The organism is Streptomyces canus (genome assembly GCF_041435015.1).
Lineage (GTDB): Bacteria > Actinomycetota > Actinomycetes > Streptomycetales > Streptomycetaceae > Streptomyces > Streptomyces canus_G.
Genome location: NZ_CP107989.1, coordinates 8,813,570 through 8,829,518, shown reverse-complemented (window position 1 = coordinate 8,829,518; position 15,949 = coordinate 8,813,570). Strand labels below are relative to the sequence as shown.

17 protein-coding genes are annotated in these 15,949 nt (G+C 70.9%); 7 read left to right on the top strand and 10 right to left on the bottom strand.

Going from position 1 to position 15,949, the window contains the following annotated elements; genetic code table 11:
* Positions 1-89 precede the first annotated feature (89 nt).
* Together OG841_RS40315 and OG841_RS40310 are read left to right on the top strand one after the other, a co-directional pair.
* Positions 90-560, top strand: a complete 471-nt coding sequence (locus OG841_RS40315) for a DUF5709 domain-containing protein (RefSeq protein WP_328636874.1) — start codon at positions 90-92, stop codon at positions 558-560.
* A 78-nt stretch (positions 561-638) separates the two neighbouring features.
* Positions 639-899, top strand: a complete 261-nt coding sequence (locus OG841_RS40310) for a type B 50S ribosomal protein L31 (RefSeq protein ID WP_062051008.1) — start codon at positions 639-641, stop codon at positions 897-899.
* Positions 900-922: 23 nt separating this feature from the next.
* Here the strand turns inward: OG841_RS40310 and OG841_RS40305 are convergent, their stop codons facing one another.
* Positions 923-1,717, bottom strand: coding sequence for a metal-dependent hydrolase (locus OG841_RS40305; RefSeq protein WP_371569263.1), 795 nt, complete (start codon positions 1,715-1,717; stop codon positions 923-925).
* Positions 1,718-1,862: 145 nt separating this feature from the next.
* Here OG841_RS40305 and OG841_RS40300 point away from each other — a divergent pair, with 145 nt between their 5' ends.
* Positions 1,863-4,376: a DEAD/DEAH box helicase gene (locus OG841_RS40300; RefSeq protein WP_328636876.1), complete on the top strand. Its 2,514-nt coding sequence runs from the start codon at positions 1,863-1,865 to the stop codon at positions 4,374-4,376.
* A 19-nt stretch (positions 4,377-4,395) separates the two neighbouring features.
* Positions 4,396-5,262, top strand: coding sequence for an acyl-CoA thioesterase (locus OG841_RS40295; RefSeq protein ID WP_371569260.1), 867 nt, complete (start codon positions 4,396-4,398; stop codon positions 5,260-5,262).
* Between the two features lies 1 nt (position 5,263).
* Here OG841_RS40295 and OG841_RS40290 read toward each other — a convergent pair whose 3' ends face one another.
* Both OG841_RS40290 and OG841_RS40285 read right to left on the bottom strand, forming a co-directional pair.
* On the bottom strand, positions 5,264-6,148 hold the full coding sequence (locus OG841_RS40290; protein ID WP_328636878.1) for a DUF6397 family protein: 885 nt from the start codon (positions 6,146-6,148) through the stop codon (positions 5,264-5,266).
* A 125-nt stretch (positions 6,149-6,273) separates the two neighbouring features.
* On the bottom strand, positions 6,274-6,687 hold the full coding sequence (locus OG841_RS40285; RefSeq protein ID WP_266524309.1) for a roadblock/LC7 domain-containing protein: 414 nt from the start codon (positions 6,685-6,687) through the stop codon (positions 6,274-6,276).
* A 94-nt stretch (positions 6,688-6,781) separates the two neighbouring features.
* Here OG841_RS40285 and OG841_RS40280 point away from each other — a divergent pair, with 94 nt between their 5' ends.
* Entirely contained in the window at positions 6,782-7,210 is a 429-nt protein-coding gene (locus OG841_RS40280) for a PPOX class F420-dependent oxidoreductase (protein ID WP_371569257.1), read from the top strand.
* A gap of 28 nt (positions 7,211-7,238) precedes the next feature.
* Here OG841_RS40280 and OG841_RS40275 read toward each other — a convergent pair whose 3' ends face one another.
* The 5 genes from OG841_RS40275 to OG841_RS40255 all read right to left on the bottom strand — a co-directional run bounded on the left by OG841_RS40275 (position 7,239) and on the right by OG841_RS40255 (position 12,310).
* Positions 7,239-7,844: a GTP-binding protein gene (locus OG841_RS40275; RefSeq protein WP_328636880.1), complete on the bottom strand. Its 606-nt coding sequence runs from the start codon at positions 7,842-7,844 to the stop codon at positions 7,239-7,241.
* Positions 7,845-8,042: 198 nt separating this feature from the next.
* On the bottom strand, positions 8,043-8,456 hold the full coding sequence (locus OG841_RS40270; protein WP_328636881.1) for a DUF742 domain-containing protein: 414 nt from the start codon (positions 8,454-8,456) through the stop codon (positions 8,043-8,045).
* Between the two features lie 22 nt (positions 8,457-8,478).
* Positions 8,479-8,952 (bottom strand): roadblock/LC7 domain-containing protein, encoded by a 474-nt coding sequence (locus tag OG841_RS40265; RefSeq protein ID WP_371569253.1) that lies wholly within the window; start codon positions 8,950-8,952, stop codon positions 8,479-8,481.
* Positions 8,949-11,474: a sensor histidine kinase gene (locus OG841_RS40260; RefSeq protein WP_371569250.1), complete on the bottom strand. Its 2,526-nt coding sequence runs from the start codon at positions 11,472-11,474 to the stop codon at positions 8,949-8,951. Before OG841_RS40260 ends, OG841_RS40265 begins: the two co-directional genes overlap by 4 nt.
* A gap of 62 nt (positions 11,475-11,536) precedes the next feature.
* Positions 11,537-12,310 (bottom strand): MHYT domain-containing protein, encoded by a 774-nt coding sequence (locus OG841_RS40255; protein WP_328636883.1) that lies wholly within the window; start codon positions 12,308-12,310, stop codon positions 11,537-11,539.
* A gap of 153 nt (positions 12,311-12,463) precedes the next feature.
* Here OG841_RS40255 and OG841_RS40250 point away from each other — a divergent pair, with 153 nt between their 5' ends.
* On the top strand, positions 12,464-13,063 hold the full coding sequence (locus OG841_RS40250; RefSeq protein ID WP_328636884.1) for a class I SAM-dependent methyltransferase: 600 nt from the start codon (positions 12,464-12,466) through the stop codon (positions 13,061-13,063).
* 6 nt (positions 13,064-13,069) lie between these two features.
* Here the strand turns inward: OG841_RS40250 and OG841_RS40245 are convergent, their stop codons facing one another.
* Positions 13,070-13,825 (bottom strand): alpha/beta fold hydrolase, encoded by a 756-nt coding sequence (locus OG841_RS40245; protein ID WP_371569247.1) that lies wholly within the window; start codon positions 13,823-13,825, stop codon positions 13,070-13,072.
* 108 nt (positions 13,826-13,933) lie between these two features.
* Here OG841_RS40245 and OG841_RS40240 point away from each other — a divergent pair, with 108 nt between their 5' ends.
* The gene (locus OG841_RS40240; RefSeq protein ID WP_328636886.1) at positions 13,934-14,467 is read left to right on the top strand and encodes a PadR family transcriptional regulator; all 534 of its coding nucleotides are present in this window, start codon (positions 13,934-13,936) and stop codon (positions 14,465-14,467) included.
* 55 nt (positions 14,468-14,522) lie between these two features.
* Here OG841_RS40240 and OG841_RS40235 read toward each other — a convergent pair whose 3' ends face one another.
* Positions 14,523-15,884, bottom strand: a complete 1,362-nt coding sequence (locus OG841_RS40235; RefSeq protein ID WP_371570955.1) for an FAD-dependent oxidoreductase — start codon at positions 15,882-15,884, stop codon at positions 14,523-14,525.
* Positions 15,885-15,949: the final 65 nt, after the last annotated feature.

Below are 15,949 nucleotides of genomic sequence, written 5' to 3'. Positions count from 1 at the left end.
GACGGCGGGCGCGGCAAGTGCCCCGTGAGTCCGTGGTCCGCCCCGGGCCGCGGAAGGACCGGGTCCGTCCCCTTCACTTGGAGGTACCCGTGGACAGCTCCGACGGATGGGGAGACGACGTCTACCAGCCCGACGGCTCCGAGATCCAGGACGACGCGGGTCTGCTCGACGCGGAGGACACCCTGGAGGACGACGGAGTCGGCGACCCTCTGGACCGCGGCTGGTCCCCGCCGGAGAGGCCGTGGGCGGTGGAGCACAGCGGTGTGACGGCCGCGGAGCGCCGACAGGGCGAGACGCTGGACCAACGGCTCGCGGAGGAGACGCCCGACCTCGCGCCGTCCGACGGTGACGGCCTCGGTGACTACGACGGCTCCGACGGCGAGCTCCTGGACAACGAGGTCGGCGCGATGCGCTCCGGCCGTCTCGTGGCCCCGGACGAAGGGGCCCACGAGGACGAGGAGAGCGCGCTGATCGCCACGGACGTGGGCATCGACGGTGCCGCGGCATCCGCGGAGGAGGCCGCGATGCACATCGTCGACGAGGAGCCTCTGTCCGGCTGACCGCCGTGGCCGACCGACAGGTCCCGCACCGCCCACCGCACTGCCCACGCCCCATCCCGCAGCGCCGAAGGAGCAGCCATGCAGCAGGACAAGCAGCCCGACTACCACCCGGTCGTCTTCCGTGACCGCTCTGCCGGCTACGCATTCCTGACCCGGTCCACCGCCACCAGCGACCGGACCATCGAGTGGGACGACGGCGAGACCTACCCGGTGGTGGACGTCGAGATCTCCTCCGAGAGCCACCCCTTCTACACCGGCAAGGCACGGACGGTGGACTCCGAGGGACGTGTGGCCGCCTTCGAGCGGCGCTACGGAGGCGGGACCGGTCAGGGGAGCTGACGGACGAATCCGTCGCCCCGGCCTCAGATGAAGTTGAGCGCGGCCGCGCAGCCCACTCCCCCGAGGAGCATGAACACCGGCATCAGCACCTTCAGCTCGACCCAGCTGCCCGCCCGGAACCGCATGACCTTCGGCGGGCCGATCGGATACCAGCGCTTGCGGCCCACCGGGATCGGCCACAGGATCGGGCAGCCGGAGACCGTCAGCGCGTCCCCGATGTCGTGCACGAGCGCGCCCAGCACGACCGGCAGTCCCAGCCACAGGTACTCCTGGCCCGGCTGCGTGAACAGCCACTCCGAGCCGTTGCCCGGCTTGTCCAGAACACCCGCTATGATCCACGCGCTGGTCGCGGCCAGCAGCCAGACCAGGACGTCGGCGCTGGAACCTCGGGTCGCACGCCACAGCAGGCCCTCGATGGCCAGCACCATGTGCACGAACAGGATCGCCAACACCGCCCAGCGACCGCCGGTGATCGCCGCCACCGAGCACCCCGCGCCGATCAGCGCGGCCCACAGCCAGGTGTGGGTGAGTGTGCGGTGTCCGCCGGAGCGACGCGGGTCGCCCTGCTTCTTGGTGGCCTTGTAGACGGCGTACGAGAGTTTGTCGACGATCTCGCACAGGCCCCGTGAGATCGGCCCGAAGGCCCGCGAGATCGTGGCCGCCTTGTGGTCGAGGTCGGGAGCGAGCGCGGCGCCCGCGCAGATCAGGGCTCCAGCCAGCAGTACGGGCCACGGCATGGTGTGTCCCGTGGCGGCAGCCGCCGCTCCTACGCCCAGCCAGGCCGCGGCGCCCGACAGTGAGTGTGCTGGTCCCATCATCGGCGTTGCCCGCCCCATTCCTCGTGTGCCACTGTCCAGTTGACCGGCTGCGCTGACGCTCCGTCGGTGACACAGCGTACTGGTCGTGATCTTCCCACTCGCATCCGATTCCCCCATCGGGCATCCGGGCAGGCAAGATGGGTGGGTGACCCTCATCGATCAGCTGCCGCCGACCGCCGACCCCGATGCCCTCTACGACGCCTTCGAGTCGTGGGCCGAGGAGCGGGGGCTGACGCTCTACCCTCATCAGGAGGAGGCGCTGATCGAGGTGGTCTCCGGCGCGAACGTGATCGTGTCGACGCCCACCGGCTCCGGCAAGAGCATGATCGCGGCGGGTGCGCACTTCGCCGCCCTCGCCCGTGACGAGGTCACCTTCTACACCGCGCCCATCAAGGCGCTCGTGTCGGAGAAGTTCTTCGAGCTGTGCAAGATGTTCGGCACGGAGAACGTCGGCATGCTGACCGGCGACGCGTCCGTCAACGCCGACGCTCCCGTCATCTGCTGCACCGCCGAGGTGCTCGCCTCGATCGCGCTGCGCGACGGCAAGGGCGCGGACGTCGGCCAGGTCGTCATGGACGAGTTCCACTTCTACGCCGAGGCGGACCGCGGCTGGGCCTGGCAGATCCCGATCCTGGAGCTGCCCCAGGCGCAGTTCGTCCTCATGTCGGCCACGCTCGGCGACGTCTCGATGTTCGAGAAGGACCTGACCCGGCGCACCAACCGGCCCACGTCGGTGGTCCGCTCGGCGACCCGCCCCGTGCCGCTCTCCTACGAGTACAAGCTCAGCCCGCTCACTGAGACCCTCACGGAACTCCTGGAGACCAAGCAGGCACCCGTTTACATCGTGCACTTCACGCAGGCGCAGGCGGTGGAGCGGGCGCAGGCGCTGATGAGCATCAACATGTGCTCGCGCGAGGAGAAGGACAAGATCGCCGACCTGATCGGCAACTTCCGCTTCACCACCAAGTTCGGCCGCAACCTCTCCCGTTACGTACGGCACGGCATCGGGGTCCATCACGCCGGCATGCTGCCCAAGTACCGGCGGCTGGTGGAGAAGCTCGCCCAGGCCGGTCTGCTGAAGGTCATCTGCGGCACGGACACACTCGGTGTCGGCGTCAACGTGCCCATCCGCACCGTGCTGTTCACGGCGCTGACCAAGTACGACGGCAACCGCGTCCGCACCCTGCGCGCTCGTGAGTTCCACCAGATCGCGGGCCGCGCGGGCCGGGCGGGCTTCGACACGGCAGGCTTCGTCGTCGCCCAGGCACCCGAGCACGTCGTCGAGAACGAGAAGGCGCTCGCCAAGGCCGGCGACGACCCGAAGAAGCGCCGCAAGGTCGTCCGCAAGAAGGCGCCCGAGGGCTTCGTCGGCTGGACGGACAACACCTTCGAGAAGCTGATCGCCTCCGAACCGGAGCCGCTGACGTCCCGCTTCCGCGTCACTCACACGATGCTGCTGTCGGTGATCGCCCGTCCGGGCAACGCCTTCGAGGCGATGCGGCATCTCCTGGAGGACAACCACGAGTCGCGCAAGCAGCAGCTGAAGCACATCCGGCGGGCGATCGCCATCTACCGCTCGCTGCTGGACGGCGGCATCGTCGAGAAGCTCGACGAGCCCGACGCCAGTGGCCGCATCGTCCGCCTCACGGTGGACCTCCAGCAGGACTTCGCGCTCAACCAGCCGCTGTCCACCTTCGCGCTCGCCGCGTTCGAGCTGCTCGACCCCGAATCGCCGTCCTACGCCCTGGACATGGTTTCCGTCGTGGAGTCCACGCTGGACGACCCCCGTCAGATCCTCGTCGCCCAGCTGAACAAGGCGAAGGGCGAGGCCGTGGCCGCGATGAAGGCGGACGGTGTCGAGTACGAGGAGCGCATGGAACGCCTCCAGGACATCACGTACCCGAAGCCCCTGGAGGAGCTCCTCTTCCACGCGTACGACACCTACCGCAAGAGCCACCCCTGGGTCGGCGACCATCCCCTCTCCCCGAAGTCCGTCATCCGTGACATGTACGAACGGGCCATGTCCTTCACGGAGCTGGTCTCCTTCTACGAGCTGGCGCGCACCGAGGGCATTGTCCTGCGCTACCTCGCGAGCGCCTACAAGACGCTCGACCACAACATCCCCGACGACCTCAAGTCCGAGGATCTGCAGGATCTGATCGAGTGGCTCGGCGAGACGGTCCGCCAGGTCGACTCCAGCCTCCTGGACGAGTGGGAGCAGCTCGCCAACCCCGAGGAGATGACCGCCGAGGAGGCCCAGGAGAGGGCCGACGAGGTCAAGCCGGTCACCACCAACGCGCGCGCCTTCCGCGTCCTGGTCCGCAACGCCCTGTTCCGTCGCGTCGAACTCGCCGCCCTCGACCAGGTCGAGGTGCTCGGCGAGATGGACGCCGAGGCCGGCTGGGACGCCGACGCGTGGGGCGAGGCCATGGACAAGTACTGGGACGAGTACGACGACCTCGGCACCGGACCCGACGCCCGCGGTCCCAAGCTGCTGCAGATCGAGGAGCAGCCGCAGAATCGGCTGTGGCGCGTACGGCAGACTTTCGCCGACCCGAACGGCGACCATGACTGGGGCATCAGCGCGGAGATCGACCTTGCCGCCTCCGACGCGGAGGGCCGCGCGGTCGTCCGGGTCACCGATGTCGGCCAGCTGTGAGCACAGGAGAATCCCACCCATGACGAACCCGGCCGAGAGGCTCGTCGACCTGCTCGACCTGGAGCAGATCGAGGTCAACATCTTCCGTGGCCGAAGCCCGCACGAGTCCCTCCAGCGGGTCTTCGGCGGCCAGGTGGCGGGCCAGGCGCTGGTCGCCGCCGCCCGCACCACGGACGGCGAGCGCCCGGTGCACTCGCTCCACGCGTACTTCCTGCGCCCCGGCCGGCCCGGCGTACCGATCGTGTACCAGGTCGAGCGGGTGCGGGACGGACGGTCGTTCACGACGCGCCGGGTCACCGCCGTGCAGCAGGGCCGCACGATCTTCAATCTCACCGCCTCCTTTCACAAGCCTGAGGAAGGTCCCTTCGAGCACCAGCTGCCGCCCGCCCGCAAGGTCCCGGCGCCGGAGTCCCTGCCGAGGGTCGGCGACGAGATCCGGGAGCATCTGGGCGAACTGCCCGAGCAGTTGGAGCGGATGGCGCGTCGCCAGCCCTTCGACATCCGGTATGTGGACCGGCTGCGCTGGAGCGCCGAGGAGGTCAAGGACGCCGAGCCGCGCAGCGCGGTGTGGATGCGCGCGGTCGGGCCGCTCGGGGACGACCCGGTCGTGCACACCTGCGCGCTGACCTACGCGAGCGACATGACCCTCCTGGACGCCGTCCGCATCCCGGTCCAGCCCCTGTGGGGCCCGCGGAGCTTCGACATCGCGTCGCTGGATCACGCCATGTGGTTCCACCGGCCGTTCCGCGCGGACGAGTGGTTCCTGTACGACCAGGAGTCGCCGATCGCGACGGGCGGACGAGGTCTGGCTCGTGGCCGGATCTACAACCTGGAGGGGCGTCTGCTGGTGTCCGTCGTCCAGGAAGGCTTGTTCCGCCCGCTGTAGGTCATGAGCTTCTGCGCCGGAGCCAGCCCAGCAGGCCGCGGGTCGGCTCCTCCTGGGGCGTCGACAGGTCCTGCGGCTGGGTGGAGATCGACCGCCGGGCCGTGGGGCGCGGCGCGGGCCGAAACGTCCGGGCGTCCTCCAGGGCGCGGGTCAGGTCGGTCCTGAGCCATTCGATCTCGTCCGGGTGGTCCGCCGTCATGATCTTCTCGATGAGGTGTGCGGCGGGCGATCCCTGCGCGCCCTGGGCCGGTGGTCCCGGCCGGAAGCGGCTCAGGTGGGATCGCTCGTACGGGTCGGGGACGAGCTCCGCGATCTGGACGGGGTCGAGGAAGGCGGCGAGGGCGCCTGCGCTCTCCCAGGGGTCTTCGGCGAGCCGCAGGAGGAATCCGCGGTGGCGTCCCCGCCAGTTGCGGGCCCGCAGGTCCACGCCCGCGTCCAGCATGTCGCGCAGTCCTTCGGGCATACGGCGTGCGGTGAGCAGCGGGGTGTTCTCCTCGACGGCCGTGAACTCCTCGAGTTCTTCGGCGAGATACATCCACACCACGGCTCGGTACCGGTTGAGATAAAAGCGCACCGGCGAGAACAGGCCCAGGCGGGCCAAGCGGGTGAACCTGCCCGCCGGGACGTCCATGACCTTCGCGCCCTCGGTGGTGCCCACGACCCGCACACGCTGAAGCAACGAGTCCGGGAAACCGTCCGTCGCCCGCAGCCGGTCGATCTCGGAGCCGGTGACGCGTCGCCCCCCGCCTCCCTCGTCGGGCACGGTCCGGATCTGCCCGAGGTGCACCGCGAGGTCGAACTCGCTTCGCTTGAGGCCCAGTTCACGGGCGGCTCGGCTGGGCGTGTACGGCTGGTGTTGGCGTTGGGTGGTCAGGCTGCCCGACATGGTCGCTCTCCCCGTGGAGTCGTCGCTCACGCTGTGTGCGCTCGCCGTGACAAAAACCGTAGCCGGTGCGGCGAGATGCGTGGCGAGCCTGTGGATAACTCCCCGTGGACCAAAGAACGCGCAGGTCAGAGGTCTGGCGCCGGGCTCCGCTCGGGCTGGCGGGCGTCCACGTCGAGGTGCTCGCCGACCCGGTTGACGAGCAGCGTCATCTCGTAGGCGATCTGGCCGATGTCGGCGTCCGAGCCGCTGAGCACGCACAGGCAACTGCCGGTGCCCGCCGCGGTGACGAAGAGCACCGCGTCGTCGAACTCGATCATCGTCTGCCGTACCTTGCCCGCGCCGAAGTGGCGTCCCGAACCCTTGGCCAGGCTGTGCAGTCCGGACGAGACGGCGGCGAGATGTTCGGCGTCCTCACGGCGCAGCCCCGTGCTGGCGCCCGTGACCAGCCCGTCATTGGACAGCACCAGCGCGTGCCGCACATGGTCGACGCGCTCGGTCAGATCGTCCAGCAGCCAGCCGAGCCCCTGCTTCTGCGGCATGTGTCCCGTCTCCCCGTGTGACGTCTCCTCCTGCCCGGAGGATCTCCACACAAGCCTTCCCCACGGCTGTCGGCGGGGCAAGGAGAATGGGGACATGGCACAGAAGATGACCGATGAGGAATGGCGGGAGTTCGTCTCGCACGGCACCCGCACCGGCAAGTTGTCGACCGTCCGGGCCGACGGGAGCCCGCACGTGGCACCGGTCTGGTTCGTACTCGACGGTGACGACGTGGTGTTCAACACCGGCAAGGCCACCGTGAAGGGGCGCAACCTGGCGCGGGACGGACGCGTCGCCCTGTGTGTGGACGACGACCGGCCGCCCTTCGGCTACGTGGTACTCCGGGGCCAGGCCCGGCTGTCGGAGGCTCTCGACGAGGTCAGGCACTGGGCCGGGCGGATCGGGGCGCGGTACATGGGCGAGGAACGGGCCGAGGAGTTCGGCGCCCGCAACGGCGTTCCGGGAGAACTCCTCGTCCGCGTGAAGATCGACAAGGTGCTGGCAGAGAAGGCCCTCGCAGAGTGACGCGCGGGTGAGTGGGCCCACCTCTTGATCAGCCCACCGAGTCGAGCAGCCGGGCGGTGTGCATCCGCCCGGCGTACTCGACCAGTCGGATCAGCACCTCCTTGCCCGAGTCACGGTCCCTCGCGTCGCACAGCACCACGGGTGTGCCCTGGTCGAGGTCGAGGGCGCGTGAGACGTCGTGGGCGCCGTAGGTGCGGGCACCGGCAAAGCAGTTGACGGCCACCACGAAGGGGATGTGCCGGTGCTCGAAGTAGTCCACGGCCGGGAAGCAGTCCTCCAGTCGCCGGGTGTCGGCGAGGACGACGGCGCCCAGGGCTCCTTGCGACAACTCGTCCCACAGGAACCAGAAGCGGTCCTGCCCCGGGGTGCCGAAGAGGTAGAGGGACAGGCCTGAGCGGATGGTGATGCGCCCGAAGTCCATGGCGACCGTGGTGGTGACCTTCTGGTCCACACCGCCGGTGTCGTCCACCAACTGGCCCGCCTCGCTGAGCAGTTCCTCCGTGCGCAGCGGCCGGATCTCGCTGACGGCGCCCACCAGGGTGGTCTTGCCCACGCCGAAACCGCCGGCGACCAGTATCTTCAGCGCGAGGGCGGTCGTCTCGCCGCCCTGGGCATCGGAGTTCTCGGAGACCATCGATCACTTCTCTCGGGAGGGCCGGCAACGGGCGGCTACATCGGTAGGGGGTCGCGAAGGCAGCATCATGACAACTGGAGCTCCCCTTCGAGTGGTTGGACCGCTTATTGCCCGTTGTGACCGACTCGCGCCCGATCGGTGTCGGAAAGGGTGCACGAGTCGGTGCCGTACTGGACCGCGGTGGTTCTGAACGTTCATCTACAGCGCCCGGAGCCCTTCGATCACCTCGCGCAGAATCCGTTCGTCGGGCAGCTGCGCGGGCGGCACCGGGCGGCTGACGGTGACACAGCCGAGTTCCAGGAGGTCTCCCAGGAGCACCCTGACCACGCCCACGGGCAGGTCGGCGTCGGCGGAGAGTTCCGCCACCGACTGCGTCTCCGTACGGCACAGGTCGATCAGGGCACGGTGTTCAGGCCCGAGCGCCGTGTCGTCGTCGGCTCCGGGTGCGCCCACGTCCAGGGTGACAAGGGCGATCAGATCGAAACGCACCCCGGTGGGGCCGGGTTTGGTGCGTCCGCCGGTCATCGCGTAGGGGCGGACGAGGGGGCCGGCCTCGCCGTCGTACCACTGGCTGCCCGGTTCGTACGGGACGCCCTCCATGTCCTCGGTCATCCGAGCCGACCGCCCTTCCCACTCATCCTGCCGCGGGCGGCCGCGCGCCCACGCGCGGTGGCGTGTAGAGGTGCTCGCCGACCCGCTTGACCAGCCGTGCCATCTCGTAGGCGACCAGGCCTATGTCCGCGGTCGCAGCGGTGAGGACGGCGAGGCAGGAGCCGTCTCCCGCGGCGGCCACGAACAGGAACCCGTCGTCCATCTCGACCATGGTCTGGCGCACTCCTCCAGCGCCGAAGTGCCGGCCCGCCCCCTTGGCGAGGCTGTGGAAGCCGGAGGAGACCGCGGCGAGGTGTTCCGCGTCCTCGCGGCGCAGGTCCGTCGAGGCCCCCACGGCGAGGCCGTCGTTGGAGAGCACCACGGCATGCCGTACCTCGCTCACCCGCAGCACCAAGTCGTCCAGCAGCCAGTCGAGTTCGCCGGACCTTCCCCACTCGCGGTTTCGCTCGCGCGGGGGGACTCCCATGTCGGCCCTCGTGCTCGGGTCCTGGATCATCCTCGGTCTCCTTCGCTGCTGTCTCTGCCCGCTGGGGAATCAGGGGTGGCACCACGACCGGGCTGCCTGCCGCCGCCGCGCGCCCAGCCGTCCCGGTACGCCGCCATCCGGTCCCGGACCATCTCGGGGGTACGGCCGTCGTCGTCCCGGCCGGCGGCTGCCGGGGCCGGCTCCTCGGAGCGCTGTTCGCGCAGTTGGGGAGCGAGGTGTGCCTGGCGTACCCGGCGGGGGAGGTCGTCGGACTCCCCCGGCTCGTCGGGCGGGCGGCGCAGACGCAGGGCGGTGACTCCGGAGGGCGGAGTGTCGGTCGTTCCCCGGTCCGCCGAGGCCGCCAGGGGAGCCACCAGGGCGGGCCGCTCGGCCGGAGCGGGGACGGACTCCTGGTCCCGTTCGGCGGCGGCCACGCGCGCGTACTCGCGTTCCGTGAGCCGTTCCCGGTCGGCGGCCTTGGCGGGGGAACGTTCCGCCGCCTTGATGTGCAGCAGCGCCGTGGGCAGCAGGACGACCGCGGTGGTGCCGCCGTAGGGCGAGGTGCGCAGGTGCACCTTGATGCCGTGCCGGGCCGCGAGCCTGCTGACCACGAACAGACCGAGCCGGTCGCTGTCGAACAGGTCGAGGGCCTCGGACTGTTCGATGCGCCGGTTGGCCTCCGCGAGGGTCTCCTTGCCCATGCCCAGACCGCGGTCCTCGACCTCGACGGCGTAGCCGTTGCCGACGGGTTCGCCGGTGACCCGCACGCGCGTGTGGGGCGGTGAGAACTGGGCGGCGTTCTCGATGATCTCGGCCAGCAGGTGGGTGAGGTCGGCGACCGCCGCGCCGACGACGGAGGCGTCGGGCAGCTGACGCACCTCCACGCGCGCGTAGTCCTCGACCTCGGAGACGGCCGCGCGGACCACGTTGGTCAGCGACACCGGCATGCGCCAGGCGCGGCCGGGTGCCGCTCCGGAGAGGATGATCAGACTCTCCGCGTGGCGACGCATGCGGGTGGTGAGGTGGTCGAGCCGGAAGAGGTCGCTCAGTTCGTTCGGGTCGTCGGAGCGGCGCTCCATGCTGTCGAGCAGGCTCAGCTGGCGGTGGACGAGGACCTGGCTGCGGCGGGCGAGGTTGACGAAGACTCCGGAGATGCCGCTGGCGAGTTCGGCGCGCTCCACGGCGGCCCGCAGTGCCGCGCGGTGCACGGTGGTCAGGGCCTCGGCGACCTGACCGGCCTCGTCCTCCGCGGGCGGCCCTGGCGGGGCCTCGGACTGGATGTCGATCTCGTCGCCGGCCCGCAGCCTCCCCATGGCCTCGGGCAGCTTGCGGCGGGCGATCTCGAGGGCGCTGTTGCGCAGGCTCACCAGCTCGACGACGAGTCCGCGCCCGATACGCACGGAGATGACGAGCGACGCTGCGACGGCCATCAGACCGAGCAGGACCGCGGCGCCGGCCGGGGTGAGCAGCCCCCGGGTGAACGGGTCGGCGCGGTGGGCGACGCCGCTGCCCGCCGCCTGTTCGACGGTCCGCATGCCGCTCTGCACACGCGTGTGTGCCGCCTGCCAGGTGGCCTGCGGCGTCGACTCGACGGCGCGTACGCCGGGGGCGGCCGCGAGTGTCCGGTCCTCGGCGGCTGTCACAGTGGTGTAGGCGCCGCTGTCGGCGACCTTCTGCCAGGCGGCGCGGTCGGAGCCACGCAGGTCGGCCACGGCGCCCTCGGTGAGGGCCCGGCGGGTGTCGACGGCTCCGGTGAACAGCCGCAGCCGCTCACCGGCGAGTACGCCCGCCAGGCGCGCGCTGGCCAGCACGACGTCCTCCTGGGCCAGCGACTCGCCGGCGCGAGAGAACTCGAGCAGCACGCGCGCGTCGGAGCCGAGGTCGGCGTCCTGGATGCCGGTGAGGGCGCCGCCCACCGCGAAGGCACCGGCGATGGTCCTGGTGTAGCGACCGTACGTCTCGTCCCATCCGGCGCTGCGGTCCAGGACGGCGGTGCGCACGGAGCGCAGTTGTTCGGCGCCGGTCACGAAGACTTCGAGCCGCTGGGCGACACCGGCGGGCAGTTCCTCGCTGTCGGCGACGGTGTTGCCGTCACCCAGCCGCAGCCGTGCCACGGCCTGATCGGTGCGCTCGGCGAGCTTGCGGAGGTCGTCGCTCTGCGCGGCGGACGGGTCGGTCGCGTAGCGGACCGCGGCGGAACGCTCCGCCTGGAGCGCTGTCACGGCGTCGGTGACGGGAGAGCGGACGGCGTCGTCCACGCGCTGCAACTGCCGCAGCCGGGCCACGTCCTGGGCGGTGGTGACCGTGGCGTACGCCCAGAGGGCGAGCAGCGAGACGACGGGCACCATGAGGAGGCAGACGATCTTGGCGCGGACCGTGCGGGGGCGTATCCGCCAGGATCCCGCGCGCACGGGTATGTCCTCCGGCAGGGGGCCCGCAGGGTCGTCCGGGCTTTCGTCGGCCGGTCGTCCGGCGTGGGCGCGTCGCCCGCGCGCGGGTGTCTGGAGCGGCGTCTCGACGCCGTCTGTGGGGGTCCTACGCGGTGTACGCATGGCCTCCTCGCTCGGGAGTGGTTCGGGGGCGTGTCGCCGGGCCGTCCGGCCCGGATCCGCCGCTAGGAGGGGATGCTCTCGACCGTGCGCTGGGCCGAGGCGGTTGCCTCGCGCTCTCCTGTCGTGGGTGACAGGGCGACGAAGGCCGAGGTCAGGAACAGGTAGGAGCCGAGGCCGACGGCGAGCGGGAAGATGAACTGCATCGCCGTGGCCCCGGGCAGGACGGCACCGGAGGGCGAGACCCGCACACTCACCGCGAACATCCCGGTGTAGTGCATGCTGCTGACCGCGGCGCCCATGATGAGGGAGGCGAGGGTGACGGCGACGGGTGACTTGATGTTGAGCGCCGCCCACAGGGCCGCCGTCGCCGCGACGACGGCGATGAGGACGGAGAGTCCGACCAGCACCGGGTCGTAGTGGACGCCGCCGTGCAGCCGTACGGCCGCCATGCCCAGGTAGTGCATGCTCGCCACGCCCAGGCCGGTGGTGAGCCCGCCCAGGAAGAGCGCGCGGACCCGGTCACGGCTGTAGCCGACCGCGAAGACCCCTGCGGAGACGACGAGCATCGCGACCAGGAGGCTCGCGATGGTCAGGGGTACGTCGTAGCGGATGTCGGTACCGCTGACACTGAAGCCGAGCATGGCCACGAAGTGCATGGTCCAGATGCCGGTGCCCAGGGCCGAGGCCGCGGTGATGAGCCAGTTGCGGCGCGAACGCCCGGTGGCGCCGAGCGCGCGGACGGTGCAGCGCAGGCCGAGCGCGGCGCCGATACAGGCCATGACGTACGAGAGCGTGGGCGTCAGCCAGCCCAGGGCAGCGTGGTCCAGGTGTCCCATGGCCAAGGGACGCTAGTGGGGGCAGGGGCGCACAAAGAGGGCGCATTTCGAAAGGTGCTGCAATATGGCGCAGAGATGCACCTGAACGATCGCGTCACGCTCGAACGTGCGCACACGGCCCCCCATCCGTGTCAGTGAGAGATCATGCGGAACATGAGCGACGACCACACGCATGTCCAGGAGTTCTTCTCGGCCCGTGCCGCCGACTGGGACAGCCGTTTCCCGGACGACGGTCCGGCCTACGCCGCCGCGGTCGCGGAACTCGGACTGCGCGTGGGCGACCGCGTGCTCGACGCGGGCTGCGGCACCGGACGGGCCCTGCCGCCCCTGCGTGCGGCCGTGGGGCCCTCTGGAGTGGTCGTGGGAGCCGACCTGACCCCGGCCATGGTGGAGGCCGCCGTACGGGCCGGACGGGATCGGGACGGGCGACTGCTGCTCGCCGACGTGGCCGCGCTGCCGCTCGGCTCCCGGTCGCTCGACGCCGTTTTCGGAGCGGGCCTGATCTCCCATCTGCCCCGACCGGCCGAGAATCTGCGCGAGTTGGCCCGGGTGGTGCGGCCCGGCGGCGTCCTTGCCCTGTTCCATCCGATCGGCAGAGCGGCGCTCGCCGCACGCCAGGGGCGGCAGATCACCCCGGAGGACCTGCGCGCGGAGCCCAACCTCCGTCCTCTGCTGGCCGGTTCGGGCTGGCGCATGACGTCGTACGCCGACGAGGACGCCCGCTTCCTGGCCCTGGCCGTCCGCGAGGACTGACCGGGCTCACACCGTCCCGGCGACCGCCGCCACGAAGGCGTCGGGGTTGTCGAGCATGACGTTGTGCCCGGCGCCGGGGACGGTCACCACCCGCACTCCTGTCGCCTCCAGCGTCTGTCGCCCCTCCAGTTCACCGCTGAGTTCGCCCTGGAGATACACGCGGTCGATGGGCAGCCCTTCGAGGATCGCGCGCATCATGGGCGCCGATCCGCGCCTGAGCCCGGTCGCACTGCGGTGCAGGACGCGCGGGTCGGCCAGCCGCATGGTCGCCGCCCACAGGGGGCCAACTTTCTCGAGCACGCGCGCGTGGGCGCCGGCGACGAAGTCGTCCTCCTCATAGGCGTCGATCCAGGTGCTGCCCGCCGTGGCCGGAGGCGAGGCGTCGAGGTTGGCCTCGGTGAGGACCAGCCGGGAGACCAGCTCGGGCCGGCGGTGGGCGAGCACGAGCGCGACCGACCCGCCCATGCTGTGCGCGACGATCTCGACGTCGGTCAACTCCGCGGCGTCCAGCGCGGCGGCCAGGGCGTCCGCGTGGTCCTCCAGCGTGTATCCGAAGTCCTCGGGACGATCGCTCACCCCGTGTCCGGGCAGATCGACGAACAAGCTGCGCCGGCCCGCGAGTTCGGGCCGGGCCGCGATGTGCGCGTGATAGACGGTCGAGATCGATCCCAGCCCGTGCACGTACACGCGTGCCGGCTCCTCGCCGGGCGTCTCGGTCCAGCGGATGCAGCTTCCCTTGCCGTCGAACTCGGCCTGCCTCATGGTGCCCTCCCTCGATGCGTCACCCAGGACGATACATCGTCACCGATGTATAGCGTAGAGGAGGTAATACGACAGGGATGTACAGCGCCGATACGGCAGAATGCATGCATGCTGGAGCTCGCCATCCTCGGATTCCTCTACGACACCCCGCTGCACGGCTATGAGCTGCGCAAACGCATCACGGCACTGGCGGGTCACGTGCGGCCCGTGGCCGAGAGCACGCTGTATCCGGCGATCAAGCGGCTGGAGAAGGCAGGGCTGCTGGCGCGCGCGACGGAACCTGGTGCCGTGGCCGCGCCCCGCCATGTCCTGACGCTCACCGATGAAGGCCGTCAGGAGTTGCGCCGCCGGCTCGCCGAACCGGCCGCGCGCGACATCACCGACGAGAACCGATGGTTCACCGTCCTCGCCTTCCTCCGGCACCTGGACGACGCGGGCGCGCAGGCAGCCGTACTGCGGCGCCGACTCGCCTTCCTGGAGGAGCCGGCGAGCTTCTTCTACGAGGGCGACCGGCCGCTGAGCGCCGAGGAGTTGGACGATCCCTTTCGGCGCGGTGTGCTGACCATCGCACGCGCCACCTCCCGGGCCGAGCTCGACTGGCTGCGGGAGACGATCGCGTCACTCGACGGGGCCTCTTCCTAGGCGTTGGCCGAGCGCCGGAGGATCGGGACCGGAACGCACAGCCCGAGTGAGCTGATCACTGCGCCCGGGACCCGGACTCCTCCGGTGCCGCGGGCGGCTCGGTGGGCGTCGGCGCGGGTGGCCGGAAGAGGACGGCCCGGGCCACGGGCGGAGCGAACAGGGCGGTGACGGGCGCGGAGAGGGTCAGCACGGCACGGAAGGCCCGCCCCACGACAGGGTCGCCCGGGGCCCGCTCCTGGACGCGGCTCAGGTACCAGCCGGCGACCTGATCCGCGGGCCCACCGTCGATCGCCGTGCCGACCGCACCCGGCATCTTGCGGTCCGCCCCGGCGGAGATGTCCCACGCCAGCCGGGACGCCGCAAGGAGCGCCTGCTGCACACGCTGTGTCGTGGGCGTCCGGCGCCGGTCGGCCAGCGCGTCCCGCAGGGCGACCGCGCTCATCGCGGCAACGGCCATGCCCTGCCCGTAGATCGGGTTGAAGGTGCACAGGGCGTCGCCGGTGGCGAGGAATCCCGCCGGGTGGCCGGAAAGGTCGTAGCGGCGGCGGATGTTCGCGGTCCGTCGGAAGCCGAAGGACGGGGAAAGCGGTTCGGCCTCGTCCAGCCACCGGTGCAGCAGCGGATGCGGCAACCTCTTGGCGTACGTCACGAACTCGTCGTCGTCCATGGGCGGTTCGTCACCGCGCAGGCCCGAGACGATCACCAGGTGGCTGCCGTCCTCCAGCGGCAGAGCGCCACCGGCGTGCACCTGCTCGGGGTCGGGATAGGCGTAGTAGCCGCGGGTCTCGCCGTCGAGGGCGCCGTTCGTGCCGCGGTAGACGCGGGAGGCGTAGGCGAGTCCCGTGTCGATGGTCTCCTCCTGCGGGCCCTCGGCGCCGATCGCCGCAAGCCACTGCGGAGCCTTCGTGCCACTGCCGGAGGCGTCGACGACCAGATCGGCCTCCAGGGGCCGGGACTCCGCACGGGCGTCGCCGGAGCGGTCCCGCACCCGCACACCCCGCACGCGCGAGGCGTCACCGAGGAACCCGACGACGTCGGTCCCCTCCAACACGCTGATCACCGGGTTGGCGAGAACCCGCCGCCGCACCAGGTCCTCCAGCTGCGCACGGGAACCGGTGTAGATGTGTGTCGTCGCGGGCAGTCGGCGGAACCAGCGGCCGGTCTGCCACATCACCATGTCCGACGGCATGCCCACCCGAGGCGCGCCCGCCTCCCGCAGCTCTGCCAGGAACCCCGGCAGCAGCGACTCCATGGCCACCTGCCCGCCCTGCAGCAGGACGTGCGGATGCCGGCCCTGCGGCACGCCCGGCCGCGGCTCGGGACCGTCCGGCAGCCGGTCGCGCTCGACGACGGTCACCCGGTCGGCGTGCCCGGCCAGGACGTGCGCCGCGAGAAGCCCTGCGAGGCTCCCGCCCACGACCACGGCGTGCCGACCGCCCCGACCGCTGCCCACGCCCCAACGACCACTCTCTCCGCCAGAGT

Excerpts from the sequence above, each read along its gene's own strand:
- OG841_RS40255 (WP_328636883.1), bottom strand. The coding sequence starts at position 12,310 with ATGGGACACCTGGACCACGCTGCCCTGGGCTGGCTGACGCCCACGCTC.
- OG841_RS40265 (WP_371569253.1), bottom strand. The coding sequence starts at position 8,952 with ATGATCCAGGACCCGAGCACGAGGGCCGACATGGGAGTCCCCCCGCGC.
- OG841_RS40285 (WP_266524309.1), bottom strand. The coding sequence starts at position 6,687 with ATGCCGCAGAAGCAGGGGCTCGGCTGGCTGCTGGACGATCTGACCGAG.
- OG841_RS40275 (WP_328636880.1), bottom strand. The coding sequence starts at position 7,844 with ATGGTCTCCGAGAACTCCGATGCCCAGGGCGGCGAGACGACCGCCCTC.
- OG841_RS40310 (WP_062051008.1), top strand. The coding sequence starts at position 639 with ATGCAGCAGGACAAGCAGCCCGACTACCACCCGGTCGTCTTCCGTGAC.
- OG841_RS40280 (WP_371569257.1), top strand. The coding sequence starts at position 6,782 with ATGGCACAGAAGATGACCGATGAGGAATGGCGGGAGTTCGTCTCGCAC.
- OG841_RS40290 (WP_328636878.1), bottom strand. The coding sequence starts at position 6,148 with ATGTCGGGCAGCCTGACCACCCAACGCCAACACCAGCCGTACACGCCC.
- OG841_RS40240 (WP_328636886.1), top strand. The coding sequence starts at position 13,934 with ATGCTGGAGCTCGCCATCCTCGGATTCCTCTACGACACCCCGCTGCAC.
- OG841_RS40305 (WP_371569263.1), bottom strand. The coding sequence starts at position 1,717 with ATGATGGGACCAGCACACTCACTGTCGGGCGCCGCGGCCTGGCTGGGC.
- OG841_RS40250 (WP_328636884.1), top strand. The coding sequence starts at position 12,464 with ATGAGCGACGACCACACGCATGTCCAGGAGTTCTTCTCGGCCCGTGCC.
- OG841_RS40245 (WP_371569247.1), bottom strand. The coding sequence starts at position 13,825 with ATGAGGCAGGCCGAGTTCGACGGCAAGGGAAGCTGCATCCGCTGGACC.
- OG841_RS40260 (WP_371569250.1), bottom strand. The coding sequence starts at position 11,474 with ATGCGTACACCGCGTAGGACCCCCACAGACGGCGTCGAGACGCCGCTC.
- OG841_RS40270 (WP_328636881.1), bottom strand. The coding sequence starts at position 8,456 with ATGACCGAGGACATGGAGGGCGTCCCGTACGAACCGGGCAGCCAGTGG.
- OG841_RS40295 (WP_371569260.1), top strand. The coding sequence starts at position 4,396 with ATGACGAACCCGGCCGAGAGGCTCGTCGACCTGCTCGACCTGGAGCAG.